This window comes from Streptomyces sp. SID12501 (assembly GCF_010550245.1).
GTDB lineage: Bacteria > Actinomycetota > Actinomycetes > Streptomycetales > Streptomycetaceae > Streptomyces.
In genome coordinates, this window is record NZ_JAAGLU010000011.1 from 168,182 (window position 1) to 181,918 (window position 13,737).

The window sequence follows — 13,737 nt, forward strand, 5'->3', positions numbered from 1 at the left end:
ACCGACCCAGGCCCGCCCACCGCGAAACAGATAAACCGGAAGCCCTCGTCACCGCCACCCTCAGTCGTCCCCGCTGCACGCCTCCTCGAAGAAATCGAGGTTCTCCTGCAGCGACTTCATCAGCCTGTCCCGCTCCGCCTCGTCGACCTGTACGGGTACGACCCCGGAGGCCTGGGTCAGCCTGCGGAAGCCGCCCCGGCTCTCCAGCCGGCCGTGCACCCGCACCGGCAGCCCGACGAGGTGCGCGTGCCCGGCGATCCGGTACGCCTCCTCGTCCAGCGTCATCCGGACGTGCGGGATCTCGGCGCCGGCCAGCACCCGCAGACGTACGGCGCCTTCGCCGCGCGGCCCCGACCTACGCATCCTTACCACCGTGCCGGTGATCCGGACAGGCACCGACGGTTCCTCGCGCAGGTAACGGCCACCGGCCGCGCGCAGGGCGGGCAGGTCGCCGGGGGAGAACTCGACGGGTTCGGTGCGGGCCGAGCAGCCTTCGGGGACCTCCGCGCCGGGTGCCCACTCGACGGCGATCCGAGCACCTTCCGCACCGCGTACGAGGGCGACGAGGGCCTCCGTCAGTTCGTGGCTGACGCCTGCCTCGACGGCGCCGTCGAAGGCGTCCATGCCGCCGGTGGCCCGGTGGTAGTCGATGGCCTCGCGGGCCGCGTACAGGGCCTGGTGGAGGCGTACGGCGAGAGGGCGTCCCGTGTCGACGGGGACGAACGCGGTGAGGCTGCGCCCCGCCGGGGCGGCGCCGACGAGTACGTGTTCGAGGAGGGCGTCGGCGGTCCTGCGGTGCCGGGCGCCGTAGTAGCCGGCACGCGCACGCGTGGCGAGCGCTCCGGCGAGCATCATCCGGCGGGCGGCTGAGCGCAGTTGTTCCTCGACGGGCCAGGAGGCGACACCCGCGGGGCCGGTCGGGACGTCCCGCCACCAGCGGATCTCGTCGCTGGGCACGGCGAGGCCGACGAGCACCTCGCGTGCGGAGGGCGAACCGCTGCGGGCGAGCGCGACGAGGGCCTCAGCGAGCAGGTCGTCGCTGTCGGGGAAGGCCCGGCTCTCGGGCACGAGGAGGCTCGTGCCGTTGCCGCCGGGCCCGGGTGGGGTCCAGCGGCCGTAACGTCCGACGGCTCCCCCGCGCCGCTGCCAGCCGTGCCGGCGCAGGAGGGCGCCGAGCACGGCGGGGTCGACCTGTTCGGGCGCGGGCGGTTCGTCGTGCCAGGGGGTGTCCACGGGGTGCGGCCTGACGGGCCGCAGGGGGTCCTCGGTGGGCCGGTGCGTCACGGTCTGCCTCCCGTCCCGACGCGCGTCATGATCTCGCACAGCGCGCGGTCGTCGAAGATGCGTGAGGTCGGTATCCGCACGGTGGTCCGGTACCGGCCGGTGGTCCGCTGGCCGGCGAGGTTGATCCAGTAGCAGCAGTGCCGCAGGTCGAGGCGGTCGTGGCCGGCGCGCAGCCAGTCGTCCTGCGCGCGCGGTACGAGCATCACGACCAGGATCTTGTGCACCGATACCGGGGTGCGGGCGAGTTTCGTCAGGTGGGCGTTGTCGAGCGTGAAGGAGAAGTACGGGCCCGGCGGGTTCGGTGCGATCTGGTACGTGCACTTCAGCTGGACCTTGATGGTGACCTCGTCGTCGACCGTGTGCCCGGGGGCGCCATGGCTGACGTGCCAGTCGATGCCGTTGTCGGGGAACGGCTGGGACAGCGAGCAGCCGGCCGCCGCGGCCACGGCGTGCAGATAGCCCACCTGCAGTGTCTCCATGCAGGCGGTGGTGGCGAGGTTGCCTCGATGGGGTGCCGTCCGCTCGGGCAGCAGCCCGCCCCGTTCGGGCTGCGCTATCGCCATGACCAAGTGCCTTCCAAACCAGGTGAATTACGGTGACAGGCTGGTGAAGTGCGTAAACCTGTATCTCTGTTGTCTCCTTCCGGCGTACGGCGCAAACAGCCCGGGTATCACCAAACGGGCAGAAGACGGTGCGTCGGCTGCCGCGGGTGAACGAGGAGTTGCATAGGTATGACGTGCTGGTACGAGGGCCCCTTGGCCGCGTTCGACACGGAGACCACGGGTGTGGACGTCGAGACCGACCGGATCGTGTCGGCTTCCATCGTGGTCCAGGAAGGTCCGGCCATCCGGCCGCGGGTCAGCCGATGGCTGATCAACCCGGGTGTGCCCGTGCCCGCTTCGGCGACGGCGGTGCACGGGCTGACGGACGAACATCTGCAGCGCAACGGCCGCTGGCCGGCCCCTGTGATGGAGGAGATAGCCCGGGCGCTGGCGGAGCAGGCGGCGGCGGGCCGCCCGCTGGTCATCATGAACGCGCCCTTCGATCTGACCATGCTGGACCGGGAGTTGCGCCGCCATCGCGCCTCGTCGCTCGACCGCTGGTTCGACTCGACACCACTGCTGGTGCTGGATCCCCGGGTCCTGGACAAGCACCTGGACCGCTACCGCAAGGGCCGCCGCACCCTCACGGACCTGTGCGCGCACTACGGCGTCACCCTGGAGGGCGCCCATGACGCGGCGGCGGACGCGACGGCCTCACTGGAGGTCGTACGGGCGGTCGGGCGCCGTTTCGCGACCCGGCTGGAGCGTCTCTCCCCCGCCGAACTGCACACCCTCCAGTCGGTGTGGCACGCGGCGCAGGCGCGCGGCCTGCAGGCATGGTTCGCGAAGAGCGGTACACCGGAGGCGGTCGATCCGGCGTGGCCGCTGCGTCCGGACATGCCTGCGGCGGCATAGCCGTACGACGGATAAGTCGTACGACAGATGGCCGTTCGGCAGACGTGCGGGCGCATGAAAAAAACCGGTCCGTCGATGACGGACCGGCCTTCTCCCGGTGGGCGATACTGGGTTCGAACCAGTGACCTCTTCGGTGTGAACGAAGCGCTCTCCCACTGAGCTAATCGCCCGGGAACGCACCGAACAATACAGGTCCGGGCGGGCTTCGTTCAAACCGCTTGGAGATGGGCGGCCAGTCCGCGTCGTCCCGCGCGCATCATCAGGGCGTGGTTGGCGCGGAAGAGGGGCCGTCCGGGGACGGCCAGGCGGCGCATCAGCGGCTTGGTGACGTCGACCTCCTGGTCGTAGCGGGCGAGGGTGCCGGAGCCGGCCACGGTGAGTGTCCAGCGCGCCCAGCCGTCGAGGTCGCCGGTCATGGCGATCTCCAGGACTCCGGCCGCCGGATCGCGGCGCACCTCGCGTGCGGTGAAGGTCAGGTCGTACGGAAGGAGGGAGCGGATGCGGACGACACCGGTGGTGTCGTCGACGCGGTTCACCTCTCGCACCTGGCGCCACCAGCGCGGATACTCCTCGGCCCGTTCAAGGGCGTCGTACACGACGGTGGGGGCCGCGGGCAGCCGCCACCGGCTGTGGAAGCGGTAGTGGGTCCATTCCATGAGCGGATTGTGCCCCGGACGCGGGCAAAGCGGCGCACATCCGAGGCAGATCTGAGTACGTGCTGAGTACGCGGACTCATGCCGCACGAGGTGACGCGAACCACACTCGGCGGCATGACGTATTTCCCGCCCCCGGCCGAGGAGCTGCGGCTCATCGACGCCGAGCTGTGGCAACTGGACGCCCGCCGGACCCAGTTGCTGACGCGCCGCACCTGGCTGGTCGCAGCCCTGCACCAGGCACGACCGACGCCTGTCGCGCCGCCCCGCCCCGAGTCGTCCGTACCGAGCGTCCAGAACGTGCTGCTCCTGCTCGGCGGTGTTCTCCTCACCATCGCGGCGATGGTGTTCACACTGGTCAGCTGGGGTCATCTGGGAATCACCGGGCGAGCCCTGGTGCTGGGCGTGGTCACGCTGGCCGCGCTCGCCGCACCGGTGGTGCTGCTGAAGCGGGGGCTGAGGTCGACGGCCGAGTCGGTGGCGGGCCTCGGGCTCGCACTGACGGTGCTGGACGCCTACGCGCTGCACGCGGCGGCGCTCGCGGGCACCGACGGCACAGGGTACGCGGCGGTCGCGTCGGCCCTGCTCGCGGTCGTGTGGGCCGGGTACGGCCTGCTGCCCGCCACCCGCGGCCTGCGGCTGCCCCTGCCCGCCGCCCTGGCCGCGGCCCAACTCCCTCTGCTGCTCTGGGCGCTGGCCGCCGCCGCGGTGCCCTACGGGGTCACGTCCTCACTCCTGCTCACGGCTGTGTTCAACACGGTTGTGGCGCTCCGGGTGACGGCCCGGTCCGTACGGGTCGTCGCGGCGATCGGCGGGTACGGAATGGGTGGCTGGGGCGTACTGGCCGCCGGCTGGCTGTCCTGGACGGCCACCGGCCCGAGCGCCGTCGCCCGTGCGGCGGCGCTCCTCCTCCTCGCGGCGGCGACAGCGCTGGGCGCCGCCTGGCACGACGGCATCCGGGAGGCGCGCACCGACGAGCACGGCCCCGGCCGGAAGGACTCCCTCGGCCTCGCGGTGGCCGCAGGACTGCTCGTCGTCGCGGCCCTCGGCGGTGCGGTGCGCCCGGCGCTGCCGGAGGCGTGGACCGTTCCGGTCCATCTGGCGTGCGGGATCGCCCTGTTGGCAACGCTGCGGGCCGGGCGGCTGCCTGCGACGGTCCGGCACGGCTTCGCGTGGGCCTCGGGCACCGTACAAGCGCTGGCCGTGCTGTGGGCGCTGCCCGTCGTCGGTCTGGCGCTGCTCGGGCCGGTCGGCTGGGCGGAACGCGCATGGACGGGCGCCCCGTCGGACGCCCGTGCCGCGGTGACGCTCGGCACGCCCTGGCCGCAGCACACGGAGGCGGCTCCCGTCGCCCTGGCCGCCGTCGCGGCCGTGCTCCTCCTGACCGCCCGGGCCGGCATCTGGCGGCCTCAGGCGCGGTGCGGCGCGCCGGCCCTGCTGTGGGCGACGCTGTTCGCGCTTCCGGCGGTACTCGAACTCCCTTATGCGGTCGCTCTGTCGACCCAGGGCGTCATGACAGCCGGGGCGCTCACGGCGACGGTTTACGTACGCCGGGGCACGCACGCCCCGCCAGAGGAAGCACCGACCCGTCCGTTCACTCCGCCTCGGCTCACCGCCCTCGTCCTCGCCCTGGCCGGCTCCCTCAGCCTCGCCTTCCTCTCCCTCGCCTCGCAGTCGGCGACCCTCGCCGTGCTGTCCGCCCTGACCGTGCTGTTCACGGCGGCCTCGTGGCACCCGCGCCTGGCCCCTGTCACAGCGCCGGCCGCACTCGGGTACGCCGCCGCACTCGCCTGCGCGACCGGCGCCGCCCTGGACTGGCAGCCCTCGCACACCGCGCTGCTCGTGCTCACCGTCCCCGCGGCCGCGGCCCTGTCGGCCGCACGCCTGGGCAACGCCCGGGCCGTCGTGCCGGTCGAGGTCGCGGGCGCGGTCGGCGGGCTGCTCGCGGTCGGGCTCGCGCTCACCGACCCACCGCTGCTGGCCCTGGTGCTGGCCCTGTGCGCAGTGATCTCCGGGGGCACGGCGATCCGCCCGGACCGCCGCCCCGTGGGCTACCTGGCCGCCGCCCTGTTCGTGCTGGCCACCTGGGTACGCCTGGCGGCCTGGGACGTCGGGACGCCCGAGGCGTACACGCTTCCGGTCACCGTCCCTGCGCTGCTGCTCGGTGCCCTGCGCCGGCGCCACGACCCACAGGCGTCCTCCTGGACGGCGTACGGCCCCGGCCTGGCCGCCACCCTCGTGCCGAGCCTGGTCGCGGCCTGGGGCGACGCGCACTGGACCCGCCCCCTGCTGCTGGGCCTGGCGGCACTGCTGGTCACCCTGATGGGCGCCCGGCACCACCTCCAGGCCCCCCTCCTGCTCGGCGGTTCGGTGCTGGCCCTGGACACGCTGCACGAACTCGCGCCCTACCTCATCCAGGTCACCGACGCCCTCCCCCGCTGGGTCCCTCCCGCCCTCGCCGGACTGCTGCTGCTCTCACTCGGAGCGACGTACGAGCGTCGGATCCGCGATGTCCGGCGGGTGCGGGAGGTCCTGGGAGGGATGAACTAGCCGTCCGCTACGGCATCTTGCCGCCCAGCAGTGCCAGGTTCTCGATGGCGGCGAGGCCATAGAGGGCGGTGTCGTTGGTGTACACCCAGTTGGCCTCGCTGCCCGGGACCAGGGTGACCGGGCCGCTCACCGGTTCGGTCTTCCAGGGGGCCGACTCCTTGTAGCCGTCGGAGTTGTAGAACTTGTCCCACGCGCGCGTGACGAGCTTCGCGTCACCGGTCTGTACGGCCGCGTACGCGTCGAGCCGCGAGTGGCCCTGGAAGAGGAGCAGCGTGCCGAAGTTGGAGCCGTAGCGGGCCGCCTGTTCGGCCTTGGTGGCGTTGAAGTAGCGGCAGTAGTCGAGGTACGCCTCCTTGAACCTCGGCATCTCGACCAGGTCGATCAGTTCGGCGCACAGTTCGTTGAGCCCGAAGACCGCGGAGAGGTGCGAGACGCCGACGACGGGCGCCGCGGCGACGGCGAACTTCCCGGTGTCGAGGTCGTACAGGCCGCTGCCCTGCACGAACCCGTTGGGCTGGGCGGCGATGGTCTCCATGGTGGACAGCACCCGCGCCTTGGCCTTCTCCCACTTGGGGCCCTTGCGCTCCCACTCGGTCAGCCAGGCCGACACGAGCCCGCTCCAGTCGGTGCCGAAGCCGATCGACAGGGCGTGCCGGTCGGGGGTGTACGGCTCGGTGCGGATCTTGCGGATGGGGTCGAGGATGAGGAAGGTCTCGTCGCTGTCGACGTTGGCGTGCATGAGGTCGCCGACGCGTTCGTCGCCGGTGAGGAAGTAGTAGTAGCGGCGGTAGGTGGTGTTGGCGATGCGCTGCTGCTTGGCGCTGTCGGCGTAGTGCTGGACGCCGTGCCGGGTGCCGAGGCCGGCCCACTGCCCGAGATGGTAGACGTCGACCTCCCCGGTGTGCCGGGTCATCGCCTCGGCGAAGCGGAAGATGTCGGCGCGGCCGGAGCGCAGGTACGCGAACCAGAGCCAGAGGTCGGGCGACAGCTCAGAGTTGTCCCACGCGTAGCCGCCGACGTCGTACCGCCACTGGTGCCTGACGGGGTCGTACGAGTGCATGATGTCGCCGTAGTCCCAGAAGCCGTACCAACGACGCATCTCCACCTGATCCTTGTAGTAGGTGAAGAGGAAGTCGAGGTGGTCCTCGATCTTGGCCTTGGCCGGGGTGGAGCGGTCGGGCTCGGAGTACAGTCCCGGGCCGAAGACCTGGGCCTTGATGAGCTGCCTGGGCGGGGCGGCGAGCTGCGGCAGCACCCGTACGGCTTCGACCTGTTCGGCGAGTTTCTCGGCGGTCGGGGTCGACTCGTTGGCCCAGAAGAGGAGCTCGGAGGTGCGGGCGATGCCGTAGGGGGTGCCGAAGCCGGGTTCGTAGTCCTCGTAGGTGATGTTGAGGCCTTCGAGCTGCTTCGCGTACGTGTCCTGGCCCATGCCGTCGTGGTAGAAGCGCAGGTCCATGGGCTGGGCCTCGGGCGACCAGAGCCAGAGGGTGACCTCGGCCTCGTCGGTCTGGGCGTCGCGGATGTCGAGCTGGGCGGGGTGCTTCTCCCAGAAGTCCCGCAGGCCGAAGGAGAATCCTCCGCTCGCCCCGCCGACGTAGCCGAACCCGGAGGCGCGTTTGCCGCCGCCGGCACCGATCCAGCCGTGCCCCTTCTTGGTGCGCTTGCGGAGGGTGAAGCCGTCGGCGGAGAGCTGGGAGAGGGTGTAGTCGCCCCACTCGGGGATGTACTGGAGGCGGGTGGTGACGCGCTGGTCCCAGGTCGACGGGTCGGCCAGCTTCTCCCCCGCGAACTGGGCGGCCTGGACGGTCGCGCCGGGGTCGCGCCGCTGCCCGGTGATGCCCTTGACGGCCTCGCGCAGCAGTCCGGTGCCGTCGCCGCCGATCCGGATGTGCCGGTCGTACGAGGCGTCCCGCATCGGCACGGTGAAGCGGACCCCGATGCCGCGGATGAAGTCGCCGCTGGCCTTGCCGGGCTCCTGGGTGCCGTCGAACGTGATGGTGTGGACCATGCGGAAGGAGTCGGCGCCGGCGTAGAAGTAGAGGCGGACCGAGAAGGGGAGCCAACTGCGGCTGCCCTTGCGGTGCTTGCCGTCGATGCGGACAACTGCCCTTACGGGGCCGTCCTGTTCGACCTCGACCTTGCCGATGGCGCTCTCGAAGCGCTCGAACTTGGTGGTGCCCTGGTCCTCGTCCTCGATCTCGGGCTGGCGGATGAGGACGAGCCGCCCGTTCTTCGCGATCTCGGTGGAGCCGCGTCTCACCGACTTCACCAGCGTGGAACCGGACTTGCCGATGCGCGCGGTGATGACTCCGGTCGATATGTCGATGGTCCCGCCGCTCCTGTCGACGGTGACCTTCGCTGCGGGGGCCGTGGGCGCCCCGGCGGCGAGCGTCAGCTTGCCGGAGCCCGAACTCACGGCGTGCGCGGTCCACTTGAGGGAGCCGTCGGGCCAGTAGGCGAGCGGCCAGGACTGTACGGGTACGGACGTGCCGGTGGCGTCCGTGAGCGCGAAGGTCTGGCCCGCGTCGTAGGTGCCCTTCGGCCAGGGCACGCCGACCGTGGAGCCGGGTGCGGCGCCGAGGCCGCCGTCCTCCAGCCAGTCCAGGGTCACGGGATCGGAGTCGGCCTCGGCGGCTGTGGGCGCGGCCTGCGCGGTCGAGCCGAGGGCCCAGCTGAACTGGGCGGCGGCTCCGGCGACTGCGGCGGCCTTGAGGAGTGACCTGCGGGGGATGGGAGACATGAGGGACCAGCCTTTCCTTTCCGTGCGGATGCAGGGTTGATGGTCAGGGGTGGTGGTCAAGGGTGACGGTCAGGGGCATGACAGAGAGAGGTGCGGCGCCCGGGGCGCCGACCTTGTGCGAGGGCACCGCCCGTCAGCGGCGCCGGTACCGCTCTTCCACGGCGACGGCCGCCGCCGCGACGGCCCCGAGGACGGGAACCGCCAGCGGCGGAAGGAACCCTGCGGACAGCGCCACCACGGCCAGCCCGCAGACGACCAGGAAGGATCCGGCGGGATCGCGCAGCGTCCGGCGACCGGCGTCCACGAGCAGCGCCCGCCAGGGGGCGCCCGGTGTCCAGACGGCCGCCGCCCGGAGCAGGGCCACGGCGAGCCCGATCAGCGCGAAGATGCCGACGGCCCCGACGAACCGCCCACCGGGAATCCCGGCCCGCGCGGCCAGGACGTCCACCCAGACCGCGGCGGCCACCGCCCAGCCGACGAGCCCGACGGCCCACCCGCCGCGCACGGCCGCCCGGAAGTCCGCGACGAACTCCCGCCAGCCGCCGCCCTCATGGGTCGTACGACGCCGCAGATGCCGTGCGCCGGCGGCGAAGGCCGCGGGGTAGGTGACGACCCCGAGACAGGCCACGGCGATCCACACCCCGGTGAGCAGACACTCGGCGAAGAGCGCGAAGCGCTCGCCGAACACGGACTCCTTGCGCTCCTTGCGCTCCCTGTGCGGGGAGCGGGCCTTCACACGTGTTTGGGCCATGGTGGCCGCCTCAGCCCTTCAGTCCGGAGGTCGCCATACCGTCGATGAGATAGCGCTGGAAGGCCATGAAGAAGGCGACGACCGGCACGAGCGCCACCAGCGACATGGCGATCATGCTGCCGTAGTTGGAGATGCCCTCCTGGTCGCGGAACATCATCAGGCCGAGTGAAACGGTGTACTTGGAGGGGGTGTTGAGGTAGATCAACGGCCCCATGAAGTCGTTCCACGCGTTGATGAACGTGAAGATGGCGCTGGTGATGATGGCGGGCCGGCTGAGCGGCAGCACGATGGACCAGTAGGTCCGCAGGTGTCCGCACCCGTCGAGCTTGGCGGCCTCGTCCAGCTCGCGCGGCAGCCCGCGCATGAACTGGACCATCAGGAAGACGAAGAACGCCTCCGTGGCGAGGAACTTGCCCGCGACGAGCGGCACGAGCGTGTCGATGTAACCGAGGTTGCGGAACAGCACGTACTGCGGGATGAGCAGCACGTGGTACGGCAGCAGCAGGGTGCCGATCATCAGCGTGAACAGCAGGTTCCGTCCGGCGAACCGGATCTTGGCGAAGGCGTACGCGGTCAGCGAACTGGAGATCACCACACCGACCACGGCCAGGCCCGCGTACATCAGCGAGTTGCTGAAGAAGCTGCCGATGGAGATGCCCGAGATGCCGTCGGCGAGCCCGGAGAAGTTGGCCCAGACCGGCTTGGTGGGCAGCAGGTCGAGGCTGGCGACGATGTCCTTGCTCGGCTTGAACGAGGCACCGAGCACCCAGATCACCGGGTAGAGAACGACCGCGAGCACGAGGAGCGCTCCCCCGTGCCAGACGAGGGATCCGACGCGCCGCCGCTCGTGCGGGGCGTGTGCGACAGGGCTGGTGGCACTGGTCACTTGGCGGCCTCCTCGTAGTGCACCCACTTCTTCTGCGACCAGAACAGGACCGCCGTGACGAGCGCCACCGCGATCACCAGCGTCCAGGCCATCGCGGAGGCGAAGCCCATCTGGGCCTCCTTGAAGCCCTTCTGGTAGAGGTAGCAGGTGTAGACGAGGGTGGCGTCGGCAGGCCCGCACCGGGTGTCGGAGACGACATAGGCGGAGCCGAACACCTGGAACGCGTGGATGGACTCCAGCAGCACGTTGAAGAACAGCACCGGGGAGATCATCGGCAGCGTGATGTTCCAGAACCGCCGGAAGGGACCGGCTCCGTCCATCTCGGCGGCCTCGTACAGTTCCTGCGGCACCTGCTTGAGCCCGGCCAGGAAGATGACCATCGGCGCGCCGAACTGCCAGATGCTCAGCGCCACCAGGGCGTACAGGACGTAGTCCGGGTTGCCGATCCAGCCGCCGACATCGAGCCCGAAGATCTTCTGCGTACGGTCCACGACGGCGTCGTCGGAGAACAGCGCCCGCCAGACGAAGCCCACGGACACACTGGCGCCGATGAGCGACGGCAGGTAGAACGCGGCCCGGTACAGGGCCTGTCCACGTCGGCTCTGCGCGAGCAGCAGCGCCACGCCGAGCGCGAGGAGCAGCTTCAGCGGGGTGGCCACGACGACGTACTTCAGCGTGACCTCGACCGACTTCTGCCAGCGCGGGTCCTGGAACATCGTCGTGAAGTTGTCCAGCCCCACCCACTTGGGCGGCGTGAACAGGTTGTAGCTGGTGAACGCGTAGTAGAGCGACGCGATCATCGGCCCCGCCGTGAGCAGCAGGAACCCCGCGATCCACGGCGACATGAAGAGATAACCGGCGAGGTTCTCGCGGCGCCGCCCGCGCCGCCCGGCGACAGGAGCGGCGGACCGCTTCTGCGCCGGGCGCGCGGGCGCTTCTTTGACGAGCGTCATGGTGGTACGTCCCCTCAGCCCGCGAACGCGGCCTTGGCCTCACTGAACAGCGCCTTCGCGCCGTCGGCCGGCTTGGTCTTGCCCTGGGCGATCTCGGCGCCGATACGCAGGAAGGCCGACTCGACGACGTCCGCGCCGGACGGGTGCGGGGTGATCTTCCCGAGCACGCCGGCCTTGGCGACCTCGTCCTCGTAGGCCGAGACACCCTTGTTGTTGGGGTCGGTCGGCTTGAAGGCGTCGTACTGCTCGGTCGTGGCGAGGATGCCGCGGTCGTAGCCCATGATCTTGCCGACCTCGGGGTCGTGGACCATGAAGCTGATGAACTGGGCGACCTCCTTGGGGTGCTTCGTCCCGGAGAAGGCGCTGAGCATCAGCGAACCGAGGTACTGGCCGGTGTCCTTGCCGTCCGTGGTGGGGATCGGCGCGAGCCCGTAGTCGGACTCTCCCTCGCCCTGGTAACGGATGGAGAAGTTGTCCCAGGTGAATTCGGACGCGGCGAGCCCCGCCGACAGACCGGACTTGGGCGCGACCTGCTCGATCTTCTTGGGGTCGGCGACCAGACCGGACTTCACGCGCTTGTAGCCGTCCGCCCACCACTGCGTCACATCGTCCTCGGTGAAGCCGAGACCGGTGTCGGTGAAGAAGGCCTTGCCGTTCTGGCGCAGGTACAGGTCGTAGAGGTACATGATGCCGAAATAGCCCGTGTCACCGGCGATCTTCAGCTTGTCCTGGATCGTCTGGAGGGCGGCGAAGTACTCGTCCCAGGTCCAGCCGAACTTCGCCTCCACGCCCGCCTTCTCGAAGGCCTTGAGGTCGATGACGAGCGCCATGGTGTTGGCGCCGACGGGTATGCCGAGCTGCTTGCCGTCGACCTGACCGTTCGCCAGAACGCCGTTGCGGAAGTTCTCCAGGCTCAGATTCCCGGCGTCAGCCTGCGCCTTGAGATCCAAAAGAACGCCGCGCTTGTCGTACTTGCGCAAAAAGCCGACAGCATTCTGGAAAACGTCCGGCGGATTACCACCGGAGGCCTGCGTCTGGAACTTCTCCCAGAACGCCGCGTAGTCGGTGAATTCCGGCTTGATCTTGATCTTCGGGTACTTCTTCTCGAAGAGCGCGATCGACTTCTTGATGGCGATGGTGCGCGGTTCGCCACCCCACCACGCATAACGGAGCGTCACCGAACCGTCCCCGGCGGCGCTGTCACCACCACATCCGGTCGTCGTCGCCAGCCCCAGCGCGGCCGCCGAGGCTCCGGCCGCCTTGAGGATGGTTCGCCTCTCAACATTCCCGTTCTTAGGCACAGTAGGGCCCTCCCCGCGACGTCGTTGGCGCCTGCGTGAATCGTTTCAAGTAAGCGCTTGCTGGCACAAGCTACGGAGGGCCTCGGAATGCGTCAATGATTCGGACAGGATTTTTCTGTGAGCGGGCTGGGCGTGGGCGGTGCGCAGGTCGACTCGGGCCTCCAGAAAGGAGGTTGACGTTGCAGGTGAGGCGCCTGGGGTCGGCTGGTCGAACATCGGCGGGCCGCCGGTGTTTATTTGGAACGGGGCCGGAATGCGCCTGCTGGATGGAAAGTTGACGCCGGGCAGGGTGTGCGCTCGAACAGGACGATGCCGGGATCGACGGCAACGGGAGGGCACTCGCCGGAAGGCTCACGGCGGTTCCGCGGGGTCTCGCGACGCGGCCCCGGGGAACATGCGGGAGGGCCGCGAGGGTATACGGGGCGGAGTCGCCGGGCCGGGTCGTACAGGGCTCGACCGGTCTGCGCCGAACAGGCGACACCGAACGACAAATACGGCCCGTGTCCACGTTTCCGTGGATACGGGCCGTACTCGATCCGGTGGGCGATACTGGGTTCGAACCAGTGACCTCTTCGGTGTGAACGAAGCGCTCTCCCACTGAGCTAATCGCCCGGACGCAGGGAGAACATTACCCCATGTCAGGGGGTGCCCCGGACATGCGCCGGATCACTGATCCTTGATCTTCCAGGGCATTTCCAGCCCGAACTTCCACACGTAGATCCCGACGAGGACCGACACGATCACCAGGCCGACCGTCGTCAGAATGATGTTGCGGCGGCGCACCCTGGGATCGAGTGCGCGCTGTGTCGCCTCGGTGACCTTGCGCTTCGTCCAGCGCAGTACCAACTGGGCCCAGACGAACTCGGTCGCCCAGATCGCCATACCGCCGAAGATCACCAGCCAGCCGGGCCCGGGCAGCGGCAGCATCACGATGCCGGCGCCCACCACCGCGAGGCCCACGACGAAGACGCAGACCTGCCAGCTCACATGCAGCATGCGGCGCGCCTTGATGAATTCCGGCGCTCTCGACCCGAGCTCACGCTCACCCGCGGCCTCACCGGCCCCGGCCTCATCTGGTGTCACGACAGCCTCGACCGGCTTGTCACTCCCCGTATTCATACAGCCAAACCCTACCGGACAGAAACCGGTCACCGGAATGGTC

At 69.9% G+C, this 13,737-nt stretch carries 11 protein-coding genes and 2 tRNA genes; 2 read left to right on the forward strand and 11 right to left on the reverse strand.

All coding sequences use genetic code 11. The features are described from left to right. Positions 1-60: 60 nt before the first annotated feature. Both G3I71_RS15520 and G3I71_RS15525 read right to left on the reverse strand, forming a co-directional pair. On the reverse strand, positions 61-1,284 hold the full coding sequence (locus tag G3I71_RS15520; RefSeq protein WP_164315090.1) for a hypothetical protein: 1,224 nt from the start codon (positions 1,282-1,284) through the stop codon (positions 61-63). Continuing rightward, the gene (locus tag G3I71_RS15525; protein WP_164315092.1) at positions 1,281-1,847 is read right to left on the reverse strand and encodes a DUF4365 domain-containing protein; all 567 of its coding nucleotides are present in this window, start codon (positions 1,845-1,847) and stop codon (positions 1,281-1,283) included. The genes G3I71_RS15520 and G3I71_RS15525 overlap by 4 nt, the downstream gene beginning before the upstream one ends. Positions 1,848-2,015: 168 nt before the next feature. Between G3I71_RS15525 and G3I71_RS15530 the strand changes: the two genes are divergently transcribed. After that, positions 2,016-2,741: a 3'-5' exonuclease gene (locus tag G3I71_RS15530; protein ID WP_164315094.1), complete on the forward strand. Its 726-nt coding sequence runs from the start codon at positions 2,016-2,018 to the stop codon at positions 2,739-2,741. A 98-nt stretch (positions 2,742-2,839) separates the two neighbouring features. Here the strand turns inward: G3I71_RS15530 and G3I71_RS15535 are convergent. Further along, positions 2,840-2,911 (reverse strand) — tRNA-Val (locus tag G3I71_RS15535). A 39-nt stretch (positions 2,912-2,950) separates the two neighbouring features. Beyond that, entirely contained in the window at positions 2,951-3,397 is a 447-nt protein-coding gene (locus G3I71_RS15540; RefSeq protein ID WP_164315096.1) for an SRPBCC family protein, read from the reverse strand. A gap of 78 nt (positions 3,398-3,475) precedes the next feature. Between G3I71_RS15540 and G3I71_RS15545 the strand changes: the two genes are divergently transcribed. After that, on the forward strand, positions 3,476-5,944 hold the full coding sequence (locus G3I71_RS15545; protein WP_164315098.1) for an SCO7613 C-terminal domain-containing membrane protein: 2,469 nt from the start codon (positions 3,476-3,478) through the stop codon (positions 5,942-5,944). A gap of 7 nt (positions 5,945-5,951) precedes the next feature. Here the strand turns inward: G3I71_RS15545 and G3I71_RS15550 are convergent, their stop codons facing one another. The 7 genes from G3I71_RS15550 to G3I71_RS15580 form a co-directional block, all read right to left on the reverse strand. Further along, on the reverse strand, positions 5,952-8,684 hold the full coding sequence (locus G3I71_RS15550) for a Tat pathway signal sequence domain protein (protein ID WP_164315100.1): 2,733 nt from the start codon (positions 8,682-8,684) through the stop codon (positions 5,952-5,954). 133 nt (positions 8,685-8,817) lie between these two features. Then, positions 8,818-9,435 (reverse strand): hypothetical protein, encoded by a 618-nt coding sequence (locus G3I71_RS15555; protein WP_164315102.1) that lies wholly within the window; start codon positions 9,433-9,435, stop codon positions 8,818-8,820. A 10-nt stretch (positions 9,436-9,445) separates the two neighbouring features. Beyond that, complete coding sequence (locus G3I71_RS15560; RefSeq protein WP_164315104.1) at positions 9,446-10,321, reverse strand: carbohydrate ABC transporter permease; 876 nt, start codon at positions 10,319-10,321, stop codon at positions 9,446-9,448. After that, positions 10,318-11,274: a carbohydrate ABC transporter permease gene (locus G3I71_RS15565; RefSeq protein WP_164315106.1), complete on the reverse strand. Its 957-nt coding sequence runs from the start codon at positions 11,272-11,274 to the stop codon at positions 10,318-10,320. The genes G3I71_RS15560 and G3I71_RS15565 overlap by 4 nt, the downstream gene beginning before the upstream one ends. Positions 11,275-11,288: 14 nt before the next feature. Beyond that, positions 11,289-12,575, reverse strand: a complete 1,287-nt coding sequence (locus G3I71_RS15570) for an extracellular solute-binding protein (RefSeq protein WP_164315108.1) — start codon at positions 12,573-12,575, stop codon at positions 11,289-11,291. 540 nt (positions 12,576-13,115) lie between these two features. Then, positions 13,116-13,187 (reverse strand) — tRNA-Val (locus G3I71_RS15575). A gap of 54 nt (positions 13,188-13,241) precedes the next feature. Further along, entirely contained in the window at positions 13,242-13,694 is a 453-nt protein-coding gene (locus G3I71_RS15580; RefSeq protein ID WP_164315109.1) for a TIGR02611 family protein, read from the reverse strand. Between the last annotated feature and the right edge of the window lie 43 nt (positions 13,695-13,737).

Bases quoted from the DNA above. Each gene is read 5' to 3' on its own strand.
- G3I71_RS15525 (WP_164315092.1), bottom strand. From the start codon at position 1,847: ATGGCGATAGCGCAGCCCGAACGGGGCGGGCTGCTGCCCGAGCGGACG.
- G3I71_RS15530 (WP_164315094.1), top strand. From the start codon at position 2,016: ATGACGTGCTGGTACGAGGGCCCCTTGGCCGCGTTCGACACGGAGACC.
- G3I71_RS15540 (WP_164315096.1), bottom strand. From the start codon at position 3,397: ATGGAATGGACCCACTACCGCTTCCACAGCCGGTGGCGGCTGCCCGCG.
- G3I71_RS15545 (WP_164315098.1), top strand. From the start codon at position 3,476: ATGCCGCACGAGGTGACGCGAACCACACTCGGCGGCATGACGTATTTC.
- G3I71_RS15550 (WP_164315100.1), bottom strand. From the start codon at position 8,684: ATGTCTCCCATCCCCCGCAGGTCACTCCTCAAGGCCGCCGCAGTCGCC.
- G3I71_RS15555 (WP_164315102.1), bottom strand. From the start codon at position 9,435: ATGGCCCAAACACGTGTGAAGGCCCGCTCCCCGCACAGGGAGCGCAAG.
- G3I71_RS15565 (WP_164315106.1), bottom strand. From the start codon at position 11,274: ATGACGCTCGTCAAAGAAGCGCCCGCGCGCCCGGCGCAGAAGCGGTCC.
- G3I71_RS15580 (WP_164315109.1), bottom strand. From the start codon at position 13,694: ATGAATACGGGGAGTGACAAGCCGGTCGAGGCTGTCGTGACACCAGAT.